The sequence below is a fragment of the Mucilaginibacter metallidurans genome (genome assembly GCF_003286435.2).
Taxonomy (GTDB): Bacteria; Bacteroidota; Bacteroidia; order Sphingobacteriales; family Sphingobacteriaceae; genus Mucilaginibacter; species Mucilaginibacter gossypii.
Genome location: NZ_CP043449.1, coordinates 3604387 through 3630359, shown reverse-complemented (window position 1 = coordinate 3630359; position 25973 = coordinate 3604387). Strand labels below are relative to the sequence as shown.

At 44.1% G+C, this 25973-nt stretch carries 26 protein-coding genes; 20 read left to right on the top strand and 6 right to left on the bottom strand.

The window, feature by feature from the left end; translation table 11 throughout:
* Positions 1-336 precede the first annotated feature (336 nt).
* The 3 genes from DIU38_RS15365 to DIU38_RS34055 all read right to left on the bottom strand — a co-directional run bounded on the left by DIU38_RS15365 (position 337) and on the right by DIU38_RS34055 (position 1951).
* The gene (locus DIU38_RS15365) at positions 337-1386 is read right to left on the bottom strand and encodes an NHL repeat-containing protein (protein ID WP_112651869.1); all 1050 of its coding nucleotides are present in this window, start codon (positions 1384-1386) and stop codon (positions 337-339) included.
* Positions 1387-1565: 179 nt separating this feature from the next.
* A complete protein-coding gene (locus DIU38_RS34060) occupies positions 1566-1721 on the bottom strand; it encodes an SDR family NAD(P)-dependent oxidoreductase (RefSeq protein ID WP_243770739.1) in 156 nt (51 codons plus the stop codon).
* A 32-nt stretch (positions 1722-1753) separates the two neighbouring features.
* Entirely contained in the window at positions 1754-1951 is a 198-nt protein-coding gene (locus DIU38_RS34055) for a hypothetical protein (protein ID WP_243770740.1), read from the bottom strand.
* Between the two features lie 514 nt (positions 1952-2465).
* On the opposite strand from DIU38_RS34055, the gene DIU38_RS33120 reads away from it, so the two are divergent.
* The 14 genes from DIU38_RS33120 to arsA all read left to right on the top strand — a co-directional run bounded on the left by DIU38_RS33120 (position 2466) and on the right by arsA (position 18973).
* Positions 2466-2642 (top strand): hypothetical protein, encoded by a 177-nt coding sequence (locus DIU38_RS33120; RefSeq protein WP_167516193.1) that lies wholly within the window; start codon positions 2466-2468, stop codon positions 2640-2642.
* Positions 2639-2836: a hypothetical protein gene (locus DIU38_RS15355; protein WP_090523922.1), complete on the top strand. Its 198-nt coding sequence runs from the start codon at positions 2639-2641 to the stop codon at positions 2834-2836. The genes DIU38_RS33120 and DIU38_RS15355 overlap by 4 nt, the downstream gene beginning before the upstream one ends.
* Positions 2829-3794 carry a sterol desaturase family protein gene (locus DIU38_RS15350; RefSeq protein ID WP_112651871.1) on the top strand — a complete coding sequence of 322 codons (966 nt, stop codon included), beginning with the start codon at positions 2829-2831 and terminating at the stop codon, positions 3792-3794. Before DIU38_RS15355 ends, DIU38_RS15350 begins: the two co-directional genes overlap by 8 nt.
* Positions 3794-4936 carry a formylglycine-generating enzyme family protein gene (locus DIU38_RS15345; RefSeq protein WP_112651873.1) on the top strand — a complete coding sequence of 381 codons (1143 nt, stop codon included), beginning with the start codon at positions 3794-3796 and terminating at the stop codon, positions 4934-4936. Before DIU38_RS15350 ends, DIU38_RS15345 begins: the two co-directional genes overlap by 1 nt.
* Positions 4937-5129: 193 nt before the next feature.
* Entirely contained in the window at positions 5130-5306 is a 177-nt protein-coding gene (locus tag DIU38_RS15340) for a class II D-tagatose-bisphosphate aldolase, non-catalytic subunit (protein ID WP_149354109.1), read from the top strand.
* Positions 5303-8392, top strand: a complete 3090-nt coding sequence (locus tag DIU38_RS15335) for a SusC/RagA family TonB-linked outer membrane protein (protein WP_112651875.1) — start codon at positions 5303-5305, stop codon at positions 8390-8392. The genes DIU38_RS15340 and DIU38_RS15335 overlap by 4 nt, the downstream gene beginning before the upstream one ends.
* 31 nt (positions 8393-8423) lie before the next feature.
* Positions 8424-9974, top strand: coding sequence for a RagB/SusD family nutrient uptake outer membrane protein (locus DIU38_RS15330; protein ID WP_112652009.1), 1551 nt, complete (start codon positions 8424-8426; stop codon positions 9972-9974).
* A 172-nt stretch (positions 9975-10146) separates the two neighbouring features.
* Positions 10147-10623: a hypothetical protein gene (locus tag DIU38_RS15325; RefSeq protein ID WP_146750431.1), complete on the top strand. Its 477-nt coding sequence runs from the start codon at positions 10147-10149 to the stop codon at positions 10621-10623.
* 11 nt (positions 10624-10634) lie between these two features.
* Positions 10635-12467 carry an arylsulfatase gene (locus DIU38_RS15320; protein ID WP_112651879.1) on the top strand — a complete coding sequence of 611 codons (1833 nt, stop codon included), beginning with the start codon at positions 10635-10637 and terminating at the stop codon, positions 12465-12467.
* Positions 12468-12560: 93 nt separating this feature from the next.
* Entirely contained in the window at positions 12561-14441 is a 1881-nt protein-coding gene (locus DIU38_RS15315; protein ID WP_243770741.1) for an arylsulfatase, read from the top strand.
* 2 nt (positions 14442-14443) lie between these two features.
* The gene (locus tag DIU38_RS34050) at positions 14444-14818 is read left to right on the top strand and encodes a rhodanese-like domain-containing protein (protein WP_243770742.1); all 375 of its coding nucleotides are present in this window, start codon (positions 14444-14446) and stop codon (positions 14816-14818) included.
* Positions 14784-15089 carry a thioredoxin family protein gene (locus DIU38_RS34045; protein ID WP_243770743.1) on the top strand — a complete coding sequence of 102 codons (306 nt, stop codon included), beginning with the start codon at positions 14784-14786 and terminating at the stop codon, positions 15087-15089. The genes DIU38_RS34050 and DIU38_RS34045 overlap by 35 nt, the downstream gene beginning before the upstream one ends.
* A 9-nt stretch (positions 15090-15098) precedes the next feature.
* Positions 15099-16682 carry an arylsulfatase gene (locus DIU38_RS15305; RefSeq protein WP_112651881.1) on the top strand — a complete coding sequence of 528 codons (1584 nt, stop codon included), beginning with the start codon at positions 15099-15101 and terminating at the stop codon, positions 16680-16682.
* A gap of 503 nt (positions 16683-17185) precedes the next feature.
* The gene (arsA, locus tag DIU38_RS15300; RefSeq protein WP_112651883.1) at positions 17186-18973 is read left to right on the top strand and encodes an arsenical pump-driving ATPase; all 1788 of its coding nucleotides are present in this window, start codon (positions 17186-17188) and stop codon (positions 18971-18973) included.
* Between the two features lie 127 nt (positions 18974-19100).
* On the opposite strand, the gene DIU38_RS33115 is transcribed toward arsA, so the two are convergent.
* The 3 genes from DIU38_RS33115 to DIU38_RS15290 form a co-directional block, all read right to left on the bottom strand.
* Entirely contained in the window at positions 19101-19277 is a 177-nt protein-coding gene (locus DIU38_RS33115; protein WP_167516192.1) for a hypothetical protein, read from the bottom strand.
* 258 nt (positions 19278-19535) lie between these two features.
* Positions 19536-19823 (bottom strand): hypothetical protein, encoded by a 288-nt coding sequence (locus DIU38_RS15295; protein ID WP_112651885.1) that lies wholly within the window; start codon positions 19821-19823, stop codon positions 19536-19538.
* A gap of 241 nt (positions 19824-20064) precedes the next feature.
* Positions 20065-20787 carry a hypothetical protein gene (locus tag DIU38_RS15290; RefSeq protein WP_112651887.1) on the bottom strand — a complete coding sequence of 241 codons (723 nt, stop codon included), beginning with the start codon at positions 20785-20787 and terminating at the stop codon, positions 20065-20067.
* 199 nt (positions 20788-20986) lie between these two features.
* On the opposite strand from DIU38_RS15290, the gene DIU38_RS15285 reads away from it, so the two are divergent.
* The 6 genes from DIU38_RS15285 to DIU38_RS15260 all read left to right on the top strand — a co-directional run bounded on the left by DIU38_RS15285 (position 20987) and on the right by DIU38_RS15260 (position 25834).
* Positions 20987-21439 (top strand): winged helix-turn-helix transcriptional regulator, encoded by a 453-nt coding sequence (locus DIU38_RS15285; RefSeq protein WP_112651889.1) that lies wholly within the window; start codon positions 20987-20989, stop codon positions 21437-21439.
* Positions 21440-21790: 351 nt separating this feature from the next.
* Complete coding sequence (locus DIU38_RS15280; protein ID WP_091163289.1) at positions 21791-22600, top strand: SDR family oxidoreductase; 810 nt, start codon at positions 21791-21793, stop codon at positions 22598-22600.
* 4 nt (positions 22601-22604) lie between these two features.
* Entirely contained in the window at positions 22605-23522 is a 918-nt protein-coding gene (locus DIU38_RS15275) for a helix-turn-helix domain-containing protein (RefSeq protein ID WP_112651891.1), read from the top strand.
* A gap of 11 nt (positions 23523-23533) precedes the next feature.
* The gene (locus DIU38_RS15270; RefSeq protein WP_112651893.1) at positions 23534-23866 is read left to right on the top strand and encodes a Cif family virulence factor; all 333 of its coding nucleotides are present in this window, start codon (positions 23534-23536) and stop codon (positions 23864-23866) included.
* Between the two features lie 291 nt (positions 23867-24157).
* Entirely contained in the window at positions 24158-24724 is a 567-nt protein-coding gene (locus DIU38_RS15265) for an RNA polymerase sigma-70 factor (protein ID WP_223266138.1), read from the top strand.
* Positions 24725-24865: 141 nt separating this feature from the next.
* Positions 24866-25834: a FecR family protein gene (locus DIU38_RS15260; RefSeq protein WP_112651895.1), complete on the top strand. Its 969-nt coding sequence runs from the start codon at positions 24866-24868 to the stop codon at positions 25832-25834.
* Positions 25835-25973: the final 139 nt, after the last annotated feature.

The following is a 25973-nucleotide window of genomic DNA, read 5'->3' as shown; positions in this document are numbered from 1 at the left end:
TTACCTTTTGCAAAATATTCAGCTTCTTTAGCCATCCCTTGAGAGAAACCACCTAAACCCTTCTCGACCCTATGATAAAGTAATTAATCTAACTTATTAAACGCTATAAACGGATGATTTATAGCGTTATCCCAATCATAAGATTAAATAATTTATTACAACTAATCTCCCGTATCGATGAAAGCTTAAACTATGCGAGTTTGACTGATGATGTTATAACCCCGCAAATTAAAGATGATGCAATAAAAACCAAGGGTTACAAATGTGCCTCCCGATGTTTCTTATATAAAACATCCTCTGATCATCATCCTGGTTAATTAAATTAGTGTGTACAGGTTACCTGATCACTATTTTGCGGATACGGGTGTTGCCATCCGTAACGTAAATATTACCGCTTATATCAACGGCGACGTCGGCTGGTCCACCGAATGTCGCGGTAGCGCCCGGACCATTATCGGCCCCAAACCCGCCGCTACCCGCTATTGTAGTGACCACACCTTGTGGAGTCACCTTACGTATCTTATTATTACGGGTATCTGCCACGTAAATGTCTCCAGATGCATCTAATCCCAAGCCAGACGGACGGTTAAATGATGCATCGGCTCCTTTGCCATCAGCGGAACCCTGCGTACCATTTCCTGCGAGTGTACTCACCACTCCACCCCGGTTAATCTTGCGGATCAAGTTATTTTGTGTATCTGCCACGTATATGTTACCAGTAACATCGACTGCTATATCATATGGCGAGTTGAAAGAGGCCGCCGTACCTTTACCATCGGCAGAGCCACTCATGCCGTTGCCTGCAAGTGTTGTTACTATACTATCGCGACTTATTTTTCGGATAAGGTTATTATGGGTGTCTGCCACATATACATTACCCGAAGCATCTAATGCTACGCCTCTTGGATTGTAGAATTTAGCTGTAGCGCCGGGGCCATCTGCCAGCCCCTGGCTACCTATTCCTGCCAAGGTAATTACCGTGCCTTCGCGGCTCACTTTGCGTATCCGGTTGTTATGGCTGTCGGCTATAAATAAATTATCAGAACCATCCACTGCTATACCAGTCGGATACCAAAATATAGGTCCCCTGCCATCCATGTCAATATGACTATTACCAACAAGGGTTGTTACTTCAGCCTGCGGGCTTATCTTACGGATCAAGCCGGTCCACTCATCTGTAACGTATAAGTTGCCGGCAGCGTCCGCCACTATACCCGTCGGACTATAAAATGAAGCCGAAGCGCCGATGCCATCTGACGAACCTACCGTTGCACGACCTGCGAACGTGCTTACCGTTACAGTGGTTGGTTTATGGAAGTCTTTAATACAAGATGTACTGCTCACCAGGGAAATAAATCCTAAAATAGAAACTACTTGAGTTTTCATGGTACATTAGGTTAGATGAAAGAGATCGTTATTGGAATACAAACTTAAACCAGGACGAGAATGACTTAAATGACGGCAGTTACTTAATCCGGTGATCTTTATTACAGTTAGAATAGCTACGGTGAAATTTAACCAACACTGTTTGATAAACCACTATATCTTGACCCCTGCTGGCCAATTTAAAAATGACCATAAAGGGCGCGGATATCGCCGGCACTGCCGTCCTCGATCGTCCCGATCAGTGGGTACCCCGCGTTATTCAACACGATGTCCAATCGGCCAAAATGCTCATGCGCTTTATTTACGACTTCTTTAACCTGAGCAGGGTTAGTCACGTGTGTAAAGGTTTATTAATTCTATTACCGAATTAATAAACCTTTACAACGTCGAGTTCCAGTGTCAATACCCGATCGCCATATTGTTCTTTTAATGCAGCGATGCTGCTCAGTTCGCGGACCGTCGCGGCCACCTGATCTCCGCGCTCCAATGCTGCTTCTGTCCATATACGTCCCAGACCGCGCGAAGCGCCAGTGATGAACCATATTTTATTCGTTTGCTGTGTCATACTATATTTTATTTGATGAAAGCAAAGTTCAGGGAACAAGCCTTTTGCTTTGTAGCCTAATTACGATTCTTTGTAGGTTGATCTCTGTATTTGTTCAGGTAATCCGGGATGTAGCCAGGTATCTCAAAAAAGCGCCGGGACATCTTTATTTTACTTATAAATTATTATTATATAATTTCTATAGAATTAGTAGTATTTATCAAATCTTTTTTTACATTTGCCTCAGAAAATTAATAACAACAAATTAAAATCTTTAAAAGCACCCACCATGCAACCCGAACTTTTACCTAAATACGGCCTTGCTAATTATCAGTTAACCGCTGTTGCTTTTACTTCCTGTTGTTATTCTTGTTGTTGCTGCTAATCAGTACAAGGGGTAATCCCTCCTCCATAATCGTGCGTTGATCGCACGGTACTCAATTTTTCAATTCATTACATTATTTACCAGGCATTGCTGCTTTATGCGGATTGCTGTGCAACGCCTGCATTGTTAATCACTTAATATAAGTTCATTATGACCATTAACGACGTTTCCCTGATTGGGAAAAAGGTGTTGGTAGGCGTTATAGTAACCCTCATACCTTTTGTTATCATTTTTGGCGGGCTGTGGCTTGGCCGTAAGCTATTGGAAAAAGGCTCTGCAACTAAAACAGCGCAAATTGTTCAACCTCAAAACAGTACACCCTCATGAAACTGGATCAATCAACCAAAAAGCAGATTATCAAAAACGCTTCATTGAGCCTGCTGCTTTATATACTGCCTATCGCGCTCATGTTTGGCACTTTCGCCATCACCGGTCAGCGCCCATGGGAAAAGAAGCAACATCAGCATAAACAGGAAAACACCATAAAAACTAAAACATCAAACTCGCCAGACAATGATTGATCAGATAAAGCAAATAATAGAAAACCTTAACGGCTATGGCTTTTCCGTTTTGGTATTGGTACTCGGTGTATTGGAATTTTCGTTCGGCCTTTATAAAAAGCGCTGGAACAAAAATGAAAAATGGGTTGATATTGCCTGCTTTACCATCCCTAAACTGGTGGTAAAACCATTGGTGGCCTATTACGGATTAAAAGTTCTGCCGGCTGTATTACCAGGATTAAAGAACACCTTTGATTGGGTTCCGTTTTTCTGGGGATTCATCATCATCGCGGTAGCCGATGATCTTACCCAATACTGGTATCATCGTTTGCACCATCAGGTGCCCTGGCTATGGCGTTTTCACCGTACACACCACTCGGCATCGTACATGGGTATGGCAATGGCCAGCAGGCAAAATATCATTTATACCATCTTTTTTTCGCAAACCTATTTAACCACAGCTTTGGTTTACCTTGGTTTGGGGATCCCTGCGGTAGTTGTAAAAGGTATTAAAGGTACCATTACCACACTGGCGCATTCAAGCATTCCATGGGATAAACCATTTTATAAATATAAAATATTACACCCCCTGGCCTGGGTACTTGAACGTACCATTTCAACGCCTGCAACGCATCATGCGCACCATGCAGCTACTACCGATGACGGCGTAGGCTATTATAAAGGCAACTTTGGTAACATGTTCTTTTGGTGGGATATCATTTTTGGTACTGCTCATATCTCCCGCCAGTATCCTAAAGCTTATGGTATTTCGCACTATGAAGGTGACCAATGGTATGCACAATTGGCCTGGCCTCTGTTTAAATCAAAAGTGCCCGGAAGCGAACTTGCAGCCGATGGTCCGATGGTTAAGGATGATGTGCCTTTGCAGCCTCATCAATTATACAGAACCGATGTTGCAGTGCAGCCCGAAGCTGAACAGGTTGATGCAGCATTTCAATTACAGCCTGTAAAAGCGTAATGAAAAAGATTGTACTTATACTTTTTAGTATTGTATTGTTTGTATCATGCAAACAACCGGCGAAACCAGTGGCGGGTATTGCGGTAGCTACGGTTCCCGGCACTAAAAAGCAGCTTTGCTGCGAATCAAATATCCCCAACAGGTTTAAAGCGGCAGGACTAAGCGGTGCGGCGCTTAGTTTGCCTGATACCGGTAATACTCATGCCAGCCATGCGGGGATGGCGTGGGTACCGGCTGGGAGTTTCAGAATGGGGGCCGATAACCAGCAGGCAGAACCTGATGAATACCCCAAACACGACGTAACTGTCGATGGGTTTTGGATAGATAAAACAGAAGTAACCAACGCCCAGTTTGAAAAATTTGTGAAAGCCACAGGCTATATCACCACAGCCGAGCGTAAGCCTGACTGGAACGAGCTAAAAAAACAGATGCCGCCAGGCACCGAAAAACCTGCCTATAGTTTGCTGGTTGCGGCATCACTGGTGTTTGTACCGGCAGATCATCAGGTTAACCTGAACGATTACAGCCAATGGTGGGCGTGGAAAACAGGTGCCAGCTGGAAACACCCGCACGGGCCGGGCAGCGATATTAAAGATAAAGAAAACTATCCTGTAGTGCAGGTGTCATGGTTTGATGCTGTAGCTTACAGCAAATGGGCAGGCAAACGTTTACCAACCGAAGCAGAATGGGAGCGGGCGGCGAGGGGCGGATTGGAAGATAAGATCTATCCCTGGGGAAATGAAAAAGTGAACGAAGGGCAGCCTAAAGCAAATACCTGGGAGGGAAGTTTCCCCTATAAAAACACCCAGCGCGATCATTACTATTATTTGGCGCCGGTTAGTTCATTTGCGCCCAATGGTTATGGCTTATATGATATGGCCGGCAATGTATGGGAGTGGTGTGCCGATTTGTATAACAACAACTACTACAAAACAGTAAGCAACCCGGCGGGAGTTAAAAACCCCAAAGGTGCTTCAATATCATATGATCCGGATGAGCCTTATGCCATAAAAAGGGTAGTGCGGGGTGGCTCATTTTTGTGTAACGATAGCTATTGTTCAGGCTACCGCGTATCGCGCCGGATGAAAACTACCGAAGACAGCGGCATGGAGCACCTTGGCTTCCGTTGTGTTAGCAATTAACAATAATACCCCTAAAATAAATGATTGATCGGCCTGCTTCAACAGGCATAACCAGAAAGGAACATGAAAAAGTAAACAATTACATTCTTCAAATAAGGGAAAAGCAAAGCCTTTCCCCTTCATTAAAACAACGAAACAGGGATCGATTGGCGTTGAGCCTGTTTCAATTGAGTCATTTTAATTATTCAAATCTATGCAAAATATTGCAAATGCAGGGGTTGGCTATGCGTTGACTTTTCCGCTGCACGCAGCTGCTTTTACGCTGCAAATAATCGAGGATGCTTTTCATCCGCAGCAATTATACAGGCCGTTTAATGCGGTTATTGATCAGGCGTCCGTTTTTTCATCTTTTAAAAACCTGTCGACATGAAAAAACTCTTATTAACCCCATTCCTGCTGCTTATTGTTTTTCCGTTGTTAACCATCGCGCAGCAAACCCAGCCCACTATCAATTCGCACCTGGTTGGCCGTGTAATTGACAGTACAACCCGAGAACCGTTGCCAGGGGCTGTGGTTAAGATTCAGGGTACCACGCACGTAGTTTCAACCGATATTGAAGGCAAATTCAGCTTTATAACCGGCCAGAAATTTCCATACAAACTCATTATCACCTTCACCGGCTACGAAAAGAAAGAGTTTATTGCTGATGGAAGCCCGGTTGAAATTAAGCTCAAAGACGCTCAAACCCAGCTGAACCAGGTGGTTGTAGTGGGATATGGCTCACAAAAACGTAAAGACATCACCGGTTCGGTAGCATCCGTACCTGCGCTTGCTTTGAAGCAGCCGGTCCCTTCGCTCGACAGGGCTTTGCAGGGCTCTGTTTCGGGCATCCAGGTTACACAGGCCACCGGGCAACCGGGAGCAGGCGTAACCGTGCAGATCCGCGGTGTAAACTCTATCAATGCTGTTGCCGAACCACTGTATATTATTGATGGTTTCCCTACTTCAAACAGCAACTCACTTACTGATGCGGGTGTGACCAACGGACCTAAGATCAATCCGCTGGCATCTATCAACACTTCGGATATTGAAAGTATAGAGGTTTTAAAGGATGCTTCGGCCACAGCTATTTATGGTACGCGCGGTGCCAATGGTGTAATCATTATTACCACAAAAAAAGGGAAAGCAGGCGTATCATCAATCAATTATGATGGCAGCTACGGTAAGCAGGAGGTGATTAAAACCTTGTCGCTGCTTAACACGCCTCAATGGGAAGCTTTGCGTAACGATGCTTTGGTAAACACCGGTAAAACCGCCCAAACAGAAGCGCAGCTTAATCCATACAATGCCAATACCGACTGGCAAGGTGCCGCTTTCCGTAAAGGAACTTCACAAAATCATAGTCTTTCGATATTTTCAGGTACCGAGCGTACAAGACTTGCCTTTTCCGGCAATTACTTTAAACAGGACGGGATCTTGCAAAATACCAACTTTGAGCGTTACGCGGGCAGGGTAAATGTAGAGCATGATTATAATGATAAGTTCAAGATCTCGTCATACATCACTGGCAGCCGCACCACCGCGCAAATTGCGCCGCAGGGAGTAGTACCTGCCATTTTGCTGATGACGCCAACCACGCCGGTTTATAATAGCGATGGTTCATTTTTTATCAAGAACGTTTTTGAGGGTACCTACGGAAACCCGATCAATACGCTTTATAACCAAACCAATACAACCACCACAAGCCGCATTTTAGGCAATATCGCAGGTGATTATAAGATCACCGAAAACCTTACCGCAAGAGTATTGGCCGGTGTGGATATCATCGACAATAAACAAAACCGTTATCTGCCTGCTACCGTTTATGAGGGATCGGGCTACTCGGGCCTTGGCGAGGTGGGTACGCTTAACTCATTTAACTGGCTTAACGAAAATACACTTACCTACAACAAAAAATTTGGTAAACATTCATTAAATGTATTGGCAGGTTTTACCCAGCAACAGTTTAAAGCCGAAGGAGCTATTACAGGCTCATCGGGCTTTGTGAGCGATTATGATACCTTTAATAACCTTGGTTCGGGCAGTGTAACTTCGGTATCGGGCAGTGGGTTTGCAATCGCTCCATCCTCATCGTCAAATTCCTGGGCTTTAAAATCATACCTGGGCAGGATTAACTATGGTTTTAACAGTAAATACCTGTTAACCTTAACCCTGCGTGCCGATGGTTCGTCGAAGTTTGCACCGGGCCACCAATGGGCATCTTTCCCGTCAGCTGCCATAGCCTGGAATGCATCGAGCGAAGATTTTCTGAAAAACGTAACAGCTATCAGCCAGTTAAAACTTAGGTTGAGTGCCGGTCAAACCGGTAACAGCGATATCCCGGCTTACCAGTCGTACTCGCAGTTAGGTTATTATCGTTATAATTTTGGTAACTCTACGGTTGCTGGTTTCGCACCTAATAGTTTATACAATCCTAACTTAACCTGGGAAAAAACCAGCCAGTATGATTTTGGCTTCGATCTGGGCCTGTTTAAAGACAGGGTTACCGTAACAGCCGATGTTTATTATAAGAAAACAACCAACCTGCTGCTTTACCTGCCTTTGCCGGCAACAAGCGGATTAACCATAATTACCAACACAGCTATTACCAATCCACAACAATATGAAAACGTAGGCTCGGTACAGAATAAAGGTTTTGAACTGGGTATTAACTCGCGCAACATTGTTGGCATTTTTGTATGGAATACCAACCTGGTATTTGCACTTAACCGTAACAAGGTGTTAAGTCTCGGCGGTAACGGCGTTAACCAGTTTATCCCCGATTCATCCCTGCCATCTATCATTAAAGTTGGCGAACCTATAGGCTCATTTATCGGTTACAAAACCAATGGCCTCATCCAGGCAGGCGGACCGGTACTTACCCCGGCAGCCAATACCTCGCCGGGCGGTCAAAACTACCAGGATATTAATGGCGATGGTAAAATAACGCAAACCGGCGATAGGGTGATCCTTGGTAACTCACAGCCTAAATTTACCGGAGGTATCACCAACACCTTCGCCTATAAGGGTTTTGACCTGAGTGTGTTTTTACAAGGATCATACGGTAACAAGATCTACAACCAGCAAAGAGGTGTTTTGGAATTAGGAACAGGTTATACCAACGCTACTACTACATTGTTAAACCGCTGGACACCAACCAACACTAATACGGATGTACATAGTGCTTACCAGGATCCGGCGGCAACAATATCTGACAGGTTTGTTGAAAATGGTTCATACCTGCGCCTTAAAAGCCTTGGTTTTGGTTACACTTTTCCGCAATCGGTACTTTCCAGGTCGCCTATCAAAAAGGTTAGGATCTGCCTGAGTGCCCAAAACCTTGCAACCTGGACCAAATACACCGGTTATGACCCTGAAGTAAGCAGCAACGAGCAATCGGCTATTACATCGGGAGTTGACAACGGTGCTTACCCGAACAATAAATCTGTAATAGTTGGCATAGGGGTTACCCTGTAACGGCTAAACCTTGATTTTTTTAGATATGAAGATGAAAAATATTAAATACCTCATTATACTGCTTGCATTTGCTGTCGCTTCATGCGCAAAGCTCAATGAAGACCCGCGGTCGTTTATCCCTGCAAGTCAGTTTTACAAAACCCAAGCCGATGCTGTGGCAGCAGTTACCGCAGCTTACTCCCTGCTGAATGCCGGTGCAAATAGTATTCAAACGCCTTACAATACCCTTTTTAATACGGGCATGAATTTTATGGCTGATGATGAAGGACCAGGCCCCGGCGCTACTAATGCCGACGTACGTTCGCAGGCCGTATTAGGCCATTCAGCTTCAGGCCTGAGGATCCTGCAGATCTGGCAACAGCATTATGCAGCTATCAAAAAAGCTAATATCGCTATTGATACCATTCCCGATATCAAATTTGATGCTACACTAAACAAAAGGCTTGTTGCCGAAGCTAAGTTTTTAAGGGCACTGTATTACTTTAATTTGGTAAGGCTTTATGGCGATGTGCCTTTGGTGCTGCACGATCAAACTTCCATTAACCTGTCTGATTTGCAGGTGCCAAGAACAGCCGCGGCTACAGTTTATGCCCAGATAGAAACTGATTTAACTAATGCAGCTACCGACTTACCTAATAATTACACTGGTCCGGATGTAGGCAGGGTTACAGCGGGGGCAGCCTACTCATTGCTGGCTAAGGTTTATTTGACCGAACGTAAATGGGATAAGGCCGTAGCCCAGGCAGAGGCAGTAATTAATGGCCCGTACGGCTATGACCTTTTTGCGAATTATGCCGATGTGTTTTTGCCTGCAAGTAAAAACGGAAAAGAGCACATTTTTTCGGCACAGTTTAAATCAAACTCACAGGGGCAGGGCAATAACCAGGCACCGCGATCAATATTGAACGGTATCCCGGGTATGGTGGGCAGCTATGCCGATCAGGTAGTATTTTACTCGGTACCTGATGCTACAAAGCCAAACGGTGTAGATAAGTTTTTCAGTATTTATAAGCTATATCCGGCCAATGACAAGCGTAAACGGGTAAGCTTTGTAACACGCTTTCAAAGCCCTACTACAAACCTTTGGTATGGTAAGCTGAATGATGCTACTATTGCTAACGATTCTATTCCATTTTTTAATAAATATTATGATCCAGGCGTTGCCTCAAACGAAGCTGAGTCAGGCGCTAATGTATCTATCATCCGCTTTTCGGATGTACTGCTGATCCATGCCGAAGCTGAGAATGAATTAAACGGGCCAACAGCCAAAGCATATGCATCCATCAACAGGGTAAGGAAACGTGCCGGGCTGGATGACCTTGCCGGGCTTGATCAGGCTTCATTCCGTAACGCGGTTTATTTGGAGCGCAGACTGGAATTTGTATTTGAATACCAGCGCTGGTTTGATTTGATCCGTGAGCGGGACGCTTCGGGCAACGGTATACTGGAGGCAAGTCTGCTTAAAGTTGGTAAAACCAATGTGAGCAAAGGTGCGGCAGGCAAATTTTACCTGTTCCCTATACCACAACAGGAAATTGACAACAGCAATGGTAAGCTTACGCAAAATCCGGGGTGGCAATAAAACTGATGAACTGAGCGATGCGGGCAATGGCCTGCGCGATTCCCCTCTTGAGAGGGGTGGAGGGGTGTGTTACTCTGTAGGCGACTTATCGCTCATACAACACACCCCCTCCCAAGGCTCTGTCCTTCGCGCCCCCTCTCAAGAGGGGAGTAAGAATTTTAAAGCAATACCTATGAAAAAGACAACAATGTTCCTGCTGATCATCGCTTGCCTTGCCGGCCGGGTATCGGCACAAAGCCCTGTAATTGAAAGCGGCTCGCATGGCATCGATCCAAGGGTTAGCGCTGCCGTGATTCAGGTACTTGACGAGTATATGGCCACTTTTAACGCAAAAGATCTGAAAGGGTGGGAAGATACTTATCAGTTTCCGCATTACCGGCTGGCCGGTGGTAAAATGTCAGTATTGGAGAAGGCCGGTCTGCGCGATTCAGCCAAAGTATTTGGCGAGCTGCAAAAAGCGGGATGGGACCATAGCCAGTGGGACCACCGCAACATTGTACAGGCATCGGCCGATAAGGTGCATGTAGATACCCGCTTTTCACGCTTCAGGGCAGATGGCAGCCTGATAGGGCATTATGAATCATTATACATATTAACCAAAGAAAACGGCCGCTGGGGCGTAAAGTTTCGCTCCAGCTATGCCGAATAAACTTTTTATCAATGAAAACAAGAAAAATAACATTGTTCCTTTCGCTTAGCTTGCTTGCAGCATTTACAGCCAAAGCACAAAACGGACAAACGCCGGTATTTGGCGGTACGGTGGGCAAAACGCTTGATGAGTCGAAGGAGTGGTGGCCGGAACCTCATAAAGCACCCACCGGCGCGCCAAACGTATTATGGATTATTTTAGATGATGTTGGCTTTGGTGCTACAAGTACCTTTGGCGGCGTCATCAAAACTCCCAATTTTGATACCCTGGCCAACAACGGCTTGCGTTACACCAATTTCCACACGGCTGGAATCTGCGCGCCAACGCGTTCAGCATTGCTTACCGGTCGTAACCATCATTATGTTCATGAGGGGGGATTTTCGCATGTAACTTTGTCGGCCGGTTTTCCGGGTTATGATGGGCGGATCCCATCAGATAAAGGGACTATAGCAGAGATCTTGCGCGAGAATGGTTATAACACATTCGCGGTTGGCAAATATGGGTTAACCCCCGATGAGGACGCTACCGACGCAGGTCCGTTTGACCGCTGGCCCACAGGCAAGGGCTTTGACCATTTCTTCGGATTTTTAGGGTCAGCTACAGATCAGTATAAACCCGATTTGGTTGAGGATAATGCCCATGTAACGCCGGACGGTCGTCATCTTACCGATCAGATCACCGATAAGGCGATATTTTATCTAACACGCCAGCATAAGGCTGCGCCCGATAAGCCATTCTTTTTATATTATGCTCCGGGTGCAACCCATTCGCCGCACCAGGTAGCTACCGAATGGAGCGACCTGTACAAAGGCCAGTTTGACAACGGCTGGGACGATTTCAGGGAGAAAGTTATTGCGAGGCAAAAGCAATTGGGTATTATCCCGGCCTACGCCAAACTACCCGAGCGTAATACACGCATTCCGGCCTGGAAATCATTGCCTGATGCAGAGAAAAAATTGTACGCCCGTTTCATGGAAGTTTATGCCGGATACCTTACCTATACCGATCATGAAGTTGGCAGGCTTATCAATCACCTGAAACAAAGCGGTCAGCTGGATAATACGTTGGTATTTGTGATCATTGGCGATAACGGCGCGAGTAAAGAGGGTACAGTTCACGGTGTTATCAACCCTAAAAAGAACTCGGCTAAACTTGTTGCCGAAGATGCGTATCTGAAAACCAATATTGAAGACATTACCGATATCGGTACGCCACAGGCGAGCACCAACTATCCACTAGGCTGGGCACAGGCTGCCAATACGCCCTTTAAATACTGGAAACAGGATGCCAACTCTGAAGGTGGTACCCGTAACCCACTGATAGTTTATTATCCAAAAGGCATTAAAGAAAAAGGTATCCGCACTCAGTATGGACATGTGATTGATGTATTGCCTACAACACTGGAGTATACCGGCATTAAACTGCCCGAATATATCCGCGGCATTAAGCAGGATACCTTGCAGGGCACTTCTTTGGTGTATTCTTTTGATCATCCCGAAGCAAAATCAAAACACGTTTTGCAACATTATTACATTTTCGGCTCGAGGTCGATTTATAGTGATGGCTGGAAGGCCGAAGCTGCGCACCACCCTGATAACGTAGACTTGGGCGATTTTACAGTTGGGCAAAACGTGCCGGATAAAAGTTTTGATGAGGATACCTGGGAGTTGTATAACCTGAACGAGGATTTTAATGAGCGCATCGATCTCGCTAAAAAATATCCTGAAAAGTTAAAAGAACTGAAAGCGGTATTTGAAGCGCAGGCTCAAAAAAATAACCTGTATCCGTTTATTGACTGGTATGATGTTTATCACCAGCGCATTCACAAAAACTATAAAAAGTAACTAATAACAAGAAAGCTAAAAGCGGAAGGCAGAAAGCCTAAAGCTAATAGCTTGATTGGATTAATTAAAAAACCTATATAACCATTTACAATTATGAAATCCGTTTATCAACGTATTTTCGCCATGTCGGCAATGGCTGTTGCGTTCAGCGCAACTGCTTTTGCGCAGCTGCCGCAGGTAAAGGTAACGCCGGCCAACATAGCGCCAATTGATCCCGCTAACTACAAAGGAGTGGAAGGCAAAACACTTGCCGAATCAAAAGAGTGGTGGAATAAACCACTCAAAGCGCCAAAAGGCGCGCCAAATATTGTCTGGATTTTGCTGGACGATGTAGGCTTCGGTGCGTCAGGAACCTTTGGCGGTTTAATCAATACGCCATATTTTGATACGCTGGCCAACAACGGCTTACGCTATGTTAACTTCCATACGGCAGGCATTTGCGCACCAACACGGTCGTCGTTATTAACCGGGCGTAACCACCATTATGTGCATATGGGTAACTTCGCCCATGCTTCTACAGCTGCGGGTTTCCCGGGTTATGATGGCCGCATCCCGCCGGATAAAGGCACCATTGCCGAAGCGCTTCGCTCTAATGGCTACAGCACTTTCGCTGTAGGTAAATGGGGGGTAACGCCCGATGAGGATACCACGGCCGTTGGCCCGTTTGACCGCTGGCCTACCGGTAAAGGTTTTGATCATCACTTTGGTTTCCTTGAATCGGCTACCGATCAGTATAACCCGCCGCATTTGGTGGAGGATAATTTCCACATTAAACCAGATGGCCGTAACCTGAACGAGCAGATCACGGATAAGGCCATAGCTTACATCGATGCCGCTCATAAAGCTGCTCCCGATCAGCCTTTCTTTTTATATTATGCCCCCGGCGCTACCCACGCCCCGCACCAGGTGAGCCACGAATGGAGCGACCTGTATAAAGGTAAGTTTGATGAGGGATGGGACGTGTACCGCCAAAAAGTTTTTGAAAACCAGAAGAAAGCCGGCTACATTCCTGCTTATGCCAAATTACCTGAGCGTAACGAGCGCATCCAGGCCTGGAACAGCCTTTCTGCCGATCAAAAGAAATTGTATGCGAGGTTCATGGAAGTTTATGCAGGCTATTTAACCTATATCGACCACCAGGTTGGCCGCGTGATCAGCTATCTGAAAGCTTCGGGCCAGTTTGATAATACCTTGGTTTTTGTGATGATAGGGGATAACGGTGCAAGTAAAGAGGGAACTGTACATGGTACAATCAATCCCAAAAACTCGGCAGCAACCACACCTGAGGCTGACTATCTCAAAAAGAACGAAAGCGATTACGAAACCATCGGCACTCCGGAGGCTTCAACCAACTATCCTTTAGGCTGGGCACAGGCTGCCAATACGCCTTTTAAATACTGGAAATCTGACGCTGACGCTGAAGGGGGGACCCATAACCCGCTTATTGTTTATTACCCGAAACTAATCACAGAAAAAGGCGGTATCCGTACGCAATACAGCCATGTATCTGATGTATTCCCGACCACTATTGAAGCTGCCGGTTTAAAACTGCCGGAGTACGTTAAGGGCATTAAGCAGGATACATTGCAGGGCAAATCATTCTTTAACTCATTCAATAACGCACAGGCGAAAACATTGCATACACAGCAGTATTACTACATTTTCACTTCCCGCTCTATCTACAAAGATGGCTGGAAGGCCGAGGCTGCGCACCGCCCGGATAATGTGGACCTGCTAAACTTTCCGAAAGAGAAAACCATCCCCGAGCGTAATTACGATAAGGATGTTTGGAAGCTTTATAACCTGAATGAGGATTTTAACGAGCGTGTTGATCTCGCCAAAAAATATCCTGAAAAGCTAAAGGAGCTGAAAGACCTGTTTGATGCTGAAGCCAAAAAGAACCACATCTATCCATTTATTGATCGTGATGATATCAACAACAAAAGGATCCATAAACTCAAAAACAATAATTAATCATGAAAAACCTGAAAATTGCTTTATTGGCCCTGCTGGTAATTTTTACCGGCGAAGTAAAAGCCCAATCACCTGCTTTATTATCGCTTGAAGCATTTGCGGCCAAACTAAAACAGGCTAAAGAACCACAGATCTTAGATGCCCGTTCGGCAGAAGAGTTTGCGCAAAATCATATTAAAGGTGCAGTAAATGTTGATGCCAAAGCAGCAGACTATCAGCAAAAACTGGATGGTTTGGATAAAGAAAAGCCAACGTTTGTTTACTCGATAGCTAATGGCCGTAGCACCGTACTTTCGCGCGAGCTAAGGGCTAAAGGATTTAAGGATGTAGAGGAATTGCCCGGTGGTTGCTGCTTCGTCATCTTTAGTTTTGGTTGATTTTGGGTCGAGGTATTGCGGGGCCTGCAAGAAGCTGATACCTGTGTTGGATTCGCTCAAAGCAAATTCGGCTTTTACTCCTAAAGTGATCAGCATCGAGGTTTACGACAATACCAATCTGGCTAAAGAGCTAAAGGTGAATGTACTGCCAACGCTGGTGTTGTATAAAGATGGTAAGGAAGTTTGGAAAAAGCAGGGCTTTTCATCAACGGCGCAGGTTATTGCTCAAACCGAACTCGCCAAAAACGGATTGGCGGCCAACAATAAATAAAGCCGGAAGATGATTAAATACATTGGCTACCTACTGGTAGCTATATTTTGCGCGGGGCCTGTATTTGGGCAGGCCCCTAAGCAAAAGCCCAATATCGTTGTCATTTTGGCCGACGATATGGGCTTTTCTGATATAGGCTGCTTTGGTTCGGAGATCAGCACACCTAATATTGACAGGCTTGCGCGGGAAGGCCTGAAAATGACACAGTTTTATAACGCTGGCAGATGTTGCCCTTCACGAGCTGCTTTGCTTACGGGGCTATATCCGCATCAGGCAGGCGTTGGTGACATGGTGAAATACAAAGGCTCGCCGGCATACCAGGGCTATCTGAATGAGCATAGCGCTACCATTGCCGAGTTGTTGAAAGATGAGGCTGGTTATAATACAATTGTATCGGGCAAGTGGCACGTTGGGTTACAGCAATCTGCATTAGCCTATAACCGCGGGTTTGATAAATCGTTTACGATGTTGAATAATGGCAGTAGCTATTTTAACTCGGCACCACTGTATAATGATGGCAGCAAAATTACCTTTATGCTCAATGATAAAGCGATCTCGCGCAGCGATACTTCAAAATATTTGACACAAGCCATCACTGATTTTGCAATTAAATCATTGAATGAGATCAAAGATCAGCAGAAACCATTCTTTATGTACGTAGCTTACAATGCCCCACACTGGCCTATTCAGGCGTTGCCGCAGGATATTGCAAAGTTTAAAGGTCAGTATCTTAAAGGATGGGATGTATTACGGAAACAGCGTTATAAAAAACAGCTGGCAACAGGTATCGTCAAAAAACAATGGCAGCTATCGGTAAGGGATAAACGTGCCCCTGCATGGGATTCATTATCTCCCGATGAAAAAGATAAATGGGATACCCGGATGGCCATTTATGCAGCTATGGTTTACCGGATGGACGCCTGTATAGGTGAGATCATGTCCAAACTGAAGCAATTGGGAAAAGATAAAAACACCATTGTCCTTTTTGCATCAGATAATGGCGGCAGCGCCGATGAGGTTAAAAGCCTGGCAACCGTGATACAAAAGAACGGCTCCCCGGGCTCCGTAAATTCGATCGATAGTTATGAGATACCCTGGGCAAACCTGAGCAATACACCATTTAAGTTGTTTAAACGCAACACACATGAAGGTGGTATAGCCACTCCGTTGATTGCCCGGTATCCGGGACATATCAAAGCCGGGACTACCAATAGCAATACTTTCCACTTGATCGATCTGATGCCTACCTGTTTGGAACTGGCAGGGGTAACTTATCCGGCTCTGTTTAAAAACAGGCGCCTTACAACATTGGCAGGTACCAGTTTGATTAATGTTTTTAAAGGCAAAGCTGCGTCAGGTAACGAAACTTTGTTTTGGGAGCATGAAGGTAGCAGGGCCATAAGAAAAGGCCGATGGAAGCTCGTAGCCGAACCGAAGCAACCATGGGAGTTATATGATCTGGAAGCAGACCGATCTGAAACGAAGGATCTGGCTACGAAATATCGCGCAAAGGTTATTAAACTGGAAAAGGAATATCTGGCCTGGGCAAATAAAGTTGGCGTGGTTGACTGGGAAACGATTAAGAATTTGTAACCTCAATACACCATCTTGAACCTGATCGAAGACTTAAGTTCGCCAAGGGACGTTGCGATATAAGCAGTTTTTTGATTAATAAAAGCTAAAATGCATAAAAAAAGCCTTAGCAGCACGCAAGAGCTCCAAAACAAGTTTTCCTACAAAGACTCGAACCTCAATCTTCAGAGCGGGATATGCTTTAATTATGATCACACTTGAACAGTTAATTGTGTTCGGCCACCCAAGCATACCTTAGATATGCCGACGGTGAGCCCTCCTTTTTTGATATTTTATTTTATTCGATTTTGTTTTTTGAGTTTTTCTTTGCTTAGCAGATTAGCATGAGGTGTTCGCATTTTGCGAACCCTACAGAGCCCGCTGGAGCGAAGCCCTTGGCCTCTAAACCGGCCCGGGATATTAAACCTGATAATGACCAATATCATTAAATGGGCCGGTAACGATCACCTTGTTTTCGTGCAGTTAGTGTAACTTTAATTATTCAACAATTAGTAAATGCTAAAATGACTGCCCAGGGATTTAAATTTATATTTTTTACAGGAAAGGGTGGCGTAGGTAAAACTACGCTGGCCTGCGCCACTGCGGTGGCCATGGCGGATAAGGGTAAGAAGGTACTGTTGATCAGTACGGATCCCGCTTCCAATCTGCAAGATGTATTGGGCACCCCCGTTAGCGATCAAGTAACGCAGCATCAGGATCTAAATCTCCTGTTCACGGTCAATATCGATCCCCAAACTGCTGCGGAAGATTACCGCAAAAGGGTGATAGATCCGCTTGCAGCTATTGCTACAGCTGATGAGATAAGCAAAATAAGAGAAGGGCTTTCTGGCGCCTGTACCACGGAGATCGCTTCCTTTGATGAGTTTTCCCGGTTTATCACCGGGGAAGGTCTTTCGGAAATATTTGATACCGTCATTTTTGATACTGCGCCGACCGGGCATACCATCCGTCTTCTGGAATTACCCGCCGCCTGGGATGATTTTCTTGGGAATAACCCGAACGGGGCTTCCTGCATCGGGCCTTCGTCGGCCCTGAAAAGTAGTAGGGAAAGATATGAAAAGGTAGTGTCCAGTTTAAGAGATCCCTTGCAAACTACTTTTTTCCTGATAACGCGGCCCGACGCTGCATCATTGAAAGAAGCGGGCAAAACAAGCCGGGATCTGATCGACCTGGGGATGGCCAATCAAAGCTTATTGATCAACGGAATATTTCAGGCAAGGGACCAAACAGACACTACCGCGCTAAAAATGGAAAAAATAGCGGAAAGGGAATTGCTGGAGATGCCCGGGATATTAAAAAACCTAGCTGCTGAGCATTATCCATTATTGCCTTATAACGTACTGGGCCTGGAAAATCTACGGTCTGTATTTGATACGGACCTCCAAAGTAAAATCGTAGCTGCTGAATTTTTAAAATTAACGGAAGCTGGCCATTTGCTGCCTGATTTGAAGGCATTAGTTGATGAACTGGAAAAAAATAGCGATAGTGGCCTGATCATGACCATGGGAAAAGGCGGTGTAGGTAAAACCATCGTAGCAGCATCAATAGCAACGATGCTGGCCCATCGGGGGCATACCGTTCTTTTAACCACGACCGATCCGGCGGCACATATCAGGGACTTTATGGATCAGTTAACGGCCATCCCGGAAAAATTAACCATTGAACGGATCGACCCGAAAATTGAAACGAAGGATTATATCGATAAGATCGCTGCACAAAAGGGGAAACATTTGGATGAGGAAGGTAAAAAACTCCTGCGTGAAGACCTTCAGTCGCCTTGCACGGAAGAAGTGGCTGTATTCCATGCTTTTTCTAAAGCAATTCAAAGTGCCAGGCGGCGGTTTGTGGTGATGGATACTGCGCCGACAGGCCATACACTACTACTGCTGGATACAACCGGCAGCTACCATAAGGAAATCATGAAGAACATGGCTGTAAGTCCAAGCAAGATTACCAAACCGTATATGATGCTACAAGACGGTGTTTTTGCCAAGATTCTATTGGTCGCCTTACCGGAAACAACGCCCATGAGGGAAGCTGAAGCGCTTCAAAAAGATCTGCAACGGGCCGGAATTGTACCCTATGCCTGGGTTATTAATGAATGTCTTTCAGCTGTAAACGATTTAAAAGATCCCCTTTTAAGAAAACGGGCATCCGCTGAAGTTCCTATCATTGATCATATTGCTGCTCATTTATCAAAAAGAACGTTTGAGATCCCTTATATAGCGGAAGAAAAATTGCTGCCGGCGATCCTTTCACGCTATGACGACGCAGTGATCCAGGCGATTTGATTTTTTGCCCGACTATAAAAGGCGTATATTATTGCCTATGAAAAGCTAACGCCGGTAACCGTAAAACGGGCCATAGAACTCATTGGCCTGTCGGCCTGGGACGATCATCATTTCCGGGAACACGATCCTATGCTCTTGCTGATGGCTTTTTTTTGCCGGTATCCTTTTTTTCAGAAAGATAGGGATTCCCGAAGTGATCGCCGTTTTTTTGCCATGCTTTCCATCCTTTTTTGATCTCCAGGTTCATCACCATATACTTTTCCCCGTCTGCCAGGGGGTTTGCCGTTGGACGGGCGTACACCATATTTGTTGAAGTAATAATTGGGGGATTGGCCAAAACGTTTGAAATGCAGGGGCAGGCCAATCTGGCCTTTATTGCTTATCACGCGGTCATATCGACAATAGACGAATCCTTTTGCAATAACTAAATGTATTTTGTTTTATCTCTGGTTGGAAATAAAATACCTTGTAAATCATTAATTTACAAGGTTATAATAGGTGTCGGTACCCGATTTTGTAGACGACTTCAGCAATTCGAAAACTAATAGCAGGTTAACGAGTTTTATTTCTCCAGTACATAGATTTTCTTTTCGTCAAAATCCCAAACCGTTTTGTATTGGTCAAAAAACCGATAGCCAAAACGTATATAGCTGGCCTCGTTGATTTGCATCCCTTTTCGAAACGGAGCAGTATCTGCAAAGGTATATGGAGCAATACCTTTAATATTTACTTTCAATCTACCATTTAAAACAACATCATTAACATTCACTATCGGATCATCATAGCCGTCTTTTCCGGCGTCAACGACAAGCGACTTCTTTTTTAAAGCCTTCGCTGCCTGGTCATCCAACTGTAGTAAACCACCTCATGCGGATATTATGAGGTGGTTTTTTCGTCCACTTAAGCTGTCTTGCGATGGATGTTCCTTTTATTTTTTCTACGGCGCGCTTGGAAGATATAGATCGAAAAAAAGCGAAGAGGCAGTAGTACTACTTCGTATGGTGTCGAAAACATACATTGAGATCGGTTAAAATCAGTATGAAACAATAAAGCCATCGAAGACTTTCCGATAATGCAGCATATATTGATGCTTAAAACAATTTTATATTACTTAAACCAATAGAGATAAACAGCGGGGCAGGAACAAGGGCGGTATTATCTTCATTCTTTTTGTAAACATGCCTGCTTGTTGGGAATTTGATGCCCTGAACTTCCGCATAATTTGTCAAATAATGAACAGATGCCGCATTGTTGAGAATCTCAACATTATAGTCATGCCTCTTGAACAGGCCCGACTGATCGATATAAAATACCTGTTCCCTGCAGTGTGTTGCGATGTTTTCCGGGAAAGTGACATGCAGCCGTCTTAATACCTCTCCATTTTCAGTCCATGGCTCCAACTCTTTCACTTTATATCCGGGTTCCGCTAAACAAAACGGTGTGTTCAAATAAGTCCACATAGCGTACCCTGTGAAATAGGTTACCTGAAGTTTTGACCAGGGTGTTTCTGTTACATAGTCCTTAAAGCTGTTTCGTGGAAAATACAATTGATCGACCAGTACGTCCTTCTCATCTATGATGGCGACTTTGTTAGTTTCAAAGGTATTATGCCAACCTTCTTTTATAAAAGGAGAGAACGACACATGCTGTTTTGTAGTACTCAACAAGACATTAATGTCATCCATAATACCGGGGACCTGCTTAAATGCCCAGGTAACGCCCCCAATTTTAAGATGTGCAGAAATATTTCCAAACTTTTTCCAGTTATCCAAGCCGCCATGGGCATCAATCGTAAATTTTAAGAGATCATTCATATCGTGAGTTTATTTAATTTGCAATCTGATTTAGTTTTTTTTGTTGTTGTTTTTTGCAAGTGCAAATATAAATCTTTCTACTTGTTATTTGCAAGTGGAAATATTTATGGTGGTGGGTTTTCTCTTACTAATGGGTTTTTATGCTTAAATTGCACTTGTAATCAGCAAGTGAAATGCTTGTGAAGTTTATGACGATATCATGAAAAAGATAAAGAAACGTTCTGCCTGCCCGATAAGTTTTAGCCTGGACTTTCTCGGAGATAAATGGACATTACTGATCGTCAGGGACATACTGCTTAATAATAAAAATACTTTTGGCGAGTTTTTCCAGTCGGCTGAAGGTATCGCAACCAACGTATTAACAGATCGCTTAAAAATGCTGGAAACCGAAGGTTTCATCATGAAATACCCCGTTCCTGGCAAGGCCAGGGTGGCCTATTGCCTTGCAGAAAGAGGCATTGCCCTTATCCCGATTATTATGGAAATGGCGATATGGGGAATGTCAGAGAATAACACGGAAATAAAAAAAGAGTTAACGGCAGCCCTTAAGAACGATAAGGAGGCCGTCTTATCAGGATTAGCAAAGAAACACCTGGCGATATACGAACAAAGGAAAGAATCAAGGATTGAACCCGATCAGGCAAACGTTTAACGATCAAGCATCCTGGGCAGTGTAGTCATTTTCACTCCTCCGCCATTGGCAGTACGTTTTCATTAGTTGGATAACCGGCCGTGATCATTTTATTTTTTATCAGTTTTGTTATTCAGACCCCTGCCTTCCCTGAACACTTACTCGATAATGTATCTTCCGCAGTGCTTTTTATATAAAATCAGGAAATAAAATCCATTTCCTGTGCCGGGATAAGTGTAAACAGTATGCCTTTAAAGAGAAAATCCACAAGGAACAGCGGCATCGCGTCATTTTGGCTACTATAAACTGCAATACGGCCACACATCGCAAATAACTCCTGCCGATTTTTGTACGGTAATATTTAAGCAAAAAATGGGAAAGACAATTTTTATTACCGGGGCATCTTCAGGGCTGGGTAAAGCCACTGCCAAATTATTTCAAAGTAAAGGCTGGAACGTTATCGCGACAATGCGCAATCCCGCCCTTGAAACAGAACTTACTGCATTACAAAATGTAACTCTACTGCCATTAGACGTTACCAATTTGGAGCAAATTCAAAGTACCGTAAAGGAAGCAACCGGCCAACATGATATCGATGTGGTATTTAATAACGCCGGTTATGGCCTCGTTGGCGCGCTGGAAGCTTTTTCAGATGAACAGGTGGTAAGGCAGATAAACACAAATTTGCTCGGTGTCATCCGCGTTACGCAGGCTTTTGTACCCTATTTCCGAAAAAAGAAAAGCGGGTTGTTTATTACCACAACTTCTATCGGCGGCCTGGTGACCTTCCCTCTCGACTCGATCTATCACGCAACAAAATGGGCGCTGGAAGGCTGGAGCGAGGGTATGTCCTATGAACTGGGGCTTCACAACATCGGTATCAAAACCATTGCGCCGGGTGGTATCAAAACTAACTTCGCGGGTGAGCCATTAGATGTTGCCCGCCACCCTGCCTATGAAGAAGGATTGGAAAAGCTGTTTAACCTGATGAATCCTGCCAATTTTGAACCTGTGGAATGGATTGCAGATGTGGTATATGAAGCTGCTACAGATGGTAAGCAGCAGCTACGCTATGTTGTAGGGGCATTTGCCAGGCAGTTGTATGAAAGGCGTTTGGAAATCGGTTCTGAGGTAGCAGTACAGGAGATGAACAAAATGGTCTTCGGAGAATTAGTAAATTAGCCAAATGAGGAAAGAAGCCAACAACCCCTTGCGGATAGATTCTATTTCAGCACTGCACAGAATGCTGGGCTTACCCAAGCCATTACATCCGTTAATAAGTCTGGTGGATAATACAAAAATGGTGGTAAATAAAGCGCAGCTGAACAGTTCTTTTCTCTTTAACTTTTATAAAATTTCTTTTAAGAAAACGCTAAAAGGGCTCATCGGCTATGGACAGGGCCATTACGATTTTGATGAGGGCGGTATGGTATTTACCGCCCCCAATCAATTGCTTTCAATTATTAGTAACGACGAAGAGTATGAAGGCTTCTCATTGCTTATCCACCCGGACTTTATCAGGAACTACCCGCTGGATAAAAAAATCAGGTCGTATGGATTCTTCTCTTACGAAACGAATGAGGCCCTGCACCTTTCTGATAAAGAAAAGACGATTATTTTAGGCGTTCTGGATAACATACAGCAGGAATTAAACGGAGCTATTGACGATCTCAGCCAGGACTTGCTAATCTCTTACATCGAGGTGCTGCTCAATTACAGCAACCGTTTTTACAAAAGGCAATTTATTACCCGCAAGGCGGTAAGTAATGATATGCTTATGCAGATGGAAGATGTATTAAATGACTATTTTGAAAAAGAACAGGGATTGGATAAGGGACTACTGACGGTAGAATACCTGGCGCAGCATTTACATATCTCCCCTCGGTATTTAAGTGATATGCTGCGTTCCCTTACCGGCCAAAATGCACAGCAGCATATACACGAAAAACTGATAGAAAAAGCAAAGGAATATCTTTCGGTTTCCCATTTAACAGTTGCAGAAATAGCCTACCAGCTGGGTTTTGAGCATCCGCAATCGTTCAATAAAATATTTAAAAGAAAAACCAATGTAACGCCCCTGGAATTCAGGGCCTCGTTCAATTAAAAAGCCAGTAAATGGATATCAGATTATTTATAGAAGAGTGGATTAAACTGGGCAATGCTTTCGATACGGATGCATACCTGGAAAAGTACAGGGCCGATGCAATTCTGGACGACCCTTCTGTTGGGAGGAAATTTATCGGTCACAAAGGCATCCGGGATTATTTTACCACTTATTTTATAGGATATAAAACTCAGACCCGGTTAATGAAGCTGGACATCCACGGTAACGAAGCGCATCTGGAAGTGGAATTTACCGGGGAATTTCCCGAGGGGAAAATCGGCGGTACTTTTGATATTATACTCAGAGATGAAAAAATCGCAGCAGTAAAAGCAGCGCTTATTTAAGCAGTAAAACAATAAGTTGCGATTTCGGCTGCAAACCTGTGATCAGGCTGATTTAAGCGTCATTTACCAACTCGGTCGATATTTTTAATATTTCCTGATTGAACTGGTATGTTTTAAGGATCGAGGTTTACTGGTGTGTAGTTTAATTAACACCGGTAAGGTTAATTTAATGGTTGTATAAAACACGCTAAGGAAACCGGCAGTAACGCATGAAACGTAATAAAAAAATTGTGTTGTTACTACTTGTGCTTTTTTATTGATAGATTCGGGAACTAGCTGGAATCTATGTCAATGTATCTTAAACTTGATGATCAACAACTGTTGCGATTATTGATTAATGGTAGTGAAGACGCATTTGCAGCTATCTACAACAGGTATTGGCGAAAACTGGTTGCGATAGGTTATAGTCATACTAAAGACAGGTTTTTAGCCGAAGAAATTGTACAGGAAGTTTTTCTGAGTATCTGGAACAGACGGAATGAACTAAAAATAGATACGGTAAGTAGTTACCTGGCAACAGCCATAAAATTTTCCATATTTAAACATATTGCAACCAATAACCGCCGTCAGAGAATTTTATCGGCCATGCCGAACGCAAGCTTAGTGGAAATGACGGATGAGCTTGTGCATGCCCGCTTTTTGAAGGAATATATAAGCGGCGTGGTAGAGGAGATGCCCGAAAAATGCCGCCTGGTTTATAAACTAAGTCGCGAAGAAGGGCTAAACGTTGGCGAGATCTCGCAAAAAATGAACATTGCCGAAAAAACGGTTGAAGCACATCTGTCTAAAGCGCTTAAAGTGCTCCGCCTCAATTTGAAAGAATTTATGGTATTGGCCATATTTCTTCACAAAATTTAACATCGCCCAGTTAATTTTGTTGTTTATCCGCGTCTTACCAAAGGTTTGCTCATTAAGTTATTTTAAATAAATATTAAAGTTTTTGTTTTTTGACTAAGGGTAACTTCATAGTTGTTGTACATCCTGTTATAAAAAACAAAGATGGAAGACGAACACCTGCAGTCGCTTGCCAAAAAATATCTTTCCGGCACGGCTACCGAAGCCGAAAAGGCCGAGTTGCATACCTGGTATAGACTTAAGGAAGGGGAAGATCTGATATTGCCTTATCTTGATCAGCGTGAAGAAGCGGAAGCAAGAGAGAGGATGTATAAAAACCTGAAGCAAAAAATGGATAATGCCGATGGTGAACAGCACCGACCTAAAGCACTTAAATTCAGGCTGGTTGCTGCGGCTATCGTGTTGCTGGGTATTGCCATGTCGTTTTATTACCTTAACATATACCACTCTGGCGGGCAACTACGGCTTGTAACAACCAAAAGCGGCGAGCATAAAAAAATTGAACTTACCGATGGTACTTTAATTTACTTAAGTTCAGAATCAAAGCTTTCATATCCCGTTGCCTTTAAAGGAAATACCCGCGAGGTGATTTTAGAAGGAGAAGCTTTTTTTGAGGTAGCTAAAGACAAATCAAAACCCTTCATTTTGCATACCGGTAAGTTAACTACAAAGGTGTTGGGTACATCATTTAATGTGGATGCTATCCTGTCACACCCTGATGTTACCGTGGCACTTATAAGCGGTAGGGTAATGTTTTCTGACGGAAATGCGCAAGCTGTACTTAAGCCCAACTTCCAGGTAGTATACAATAAATCAAAAAAACTGCCACAGATTGAAACAATCCCGGATTCGGCAGCGCTTATTGGCCGCCATAAGGGCTCATTTGAATACAAGAACACCCCGCTTGAACAGGTAATTGAAGATCTGAACCGAAACTTTAATACTCACGCCGTTGTAATAGGCGCTGTTAAAAACTGCACCTTTTTTGGCCGTATTAAAGAGGGCGAAAGTCCGGAGCAGTTTCTTAACAAGTTAGGAATAATTATGGATGCTACGGTAACCGGTAAAAATGGCGGTTATGTTATCAAAGGAAAGGAAGGAGGTTGCCGTTGAGCTAAGTTATCTACTTTAAAACAATCTTCAGCAGGCCCGGCAAGGCCTGCCTGAAGATCAAAAAATGTCATTCGTTAAAGCAGTACTTGAAAGGTTGGAGCCAAAAGTATCTGCAATTTTTTTAAACATTTTATTTAGT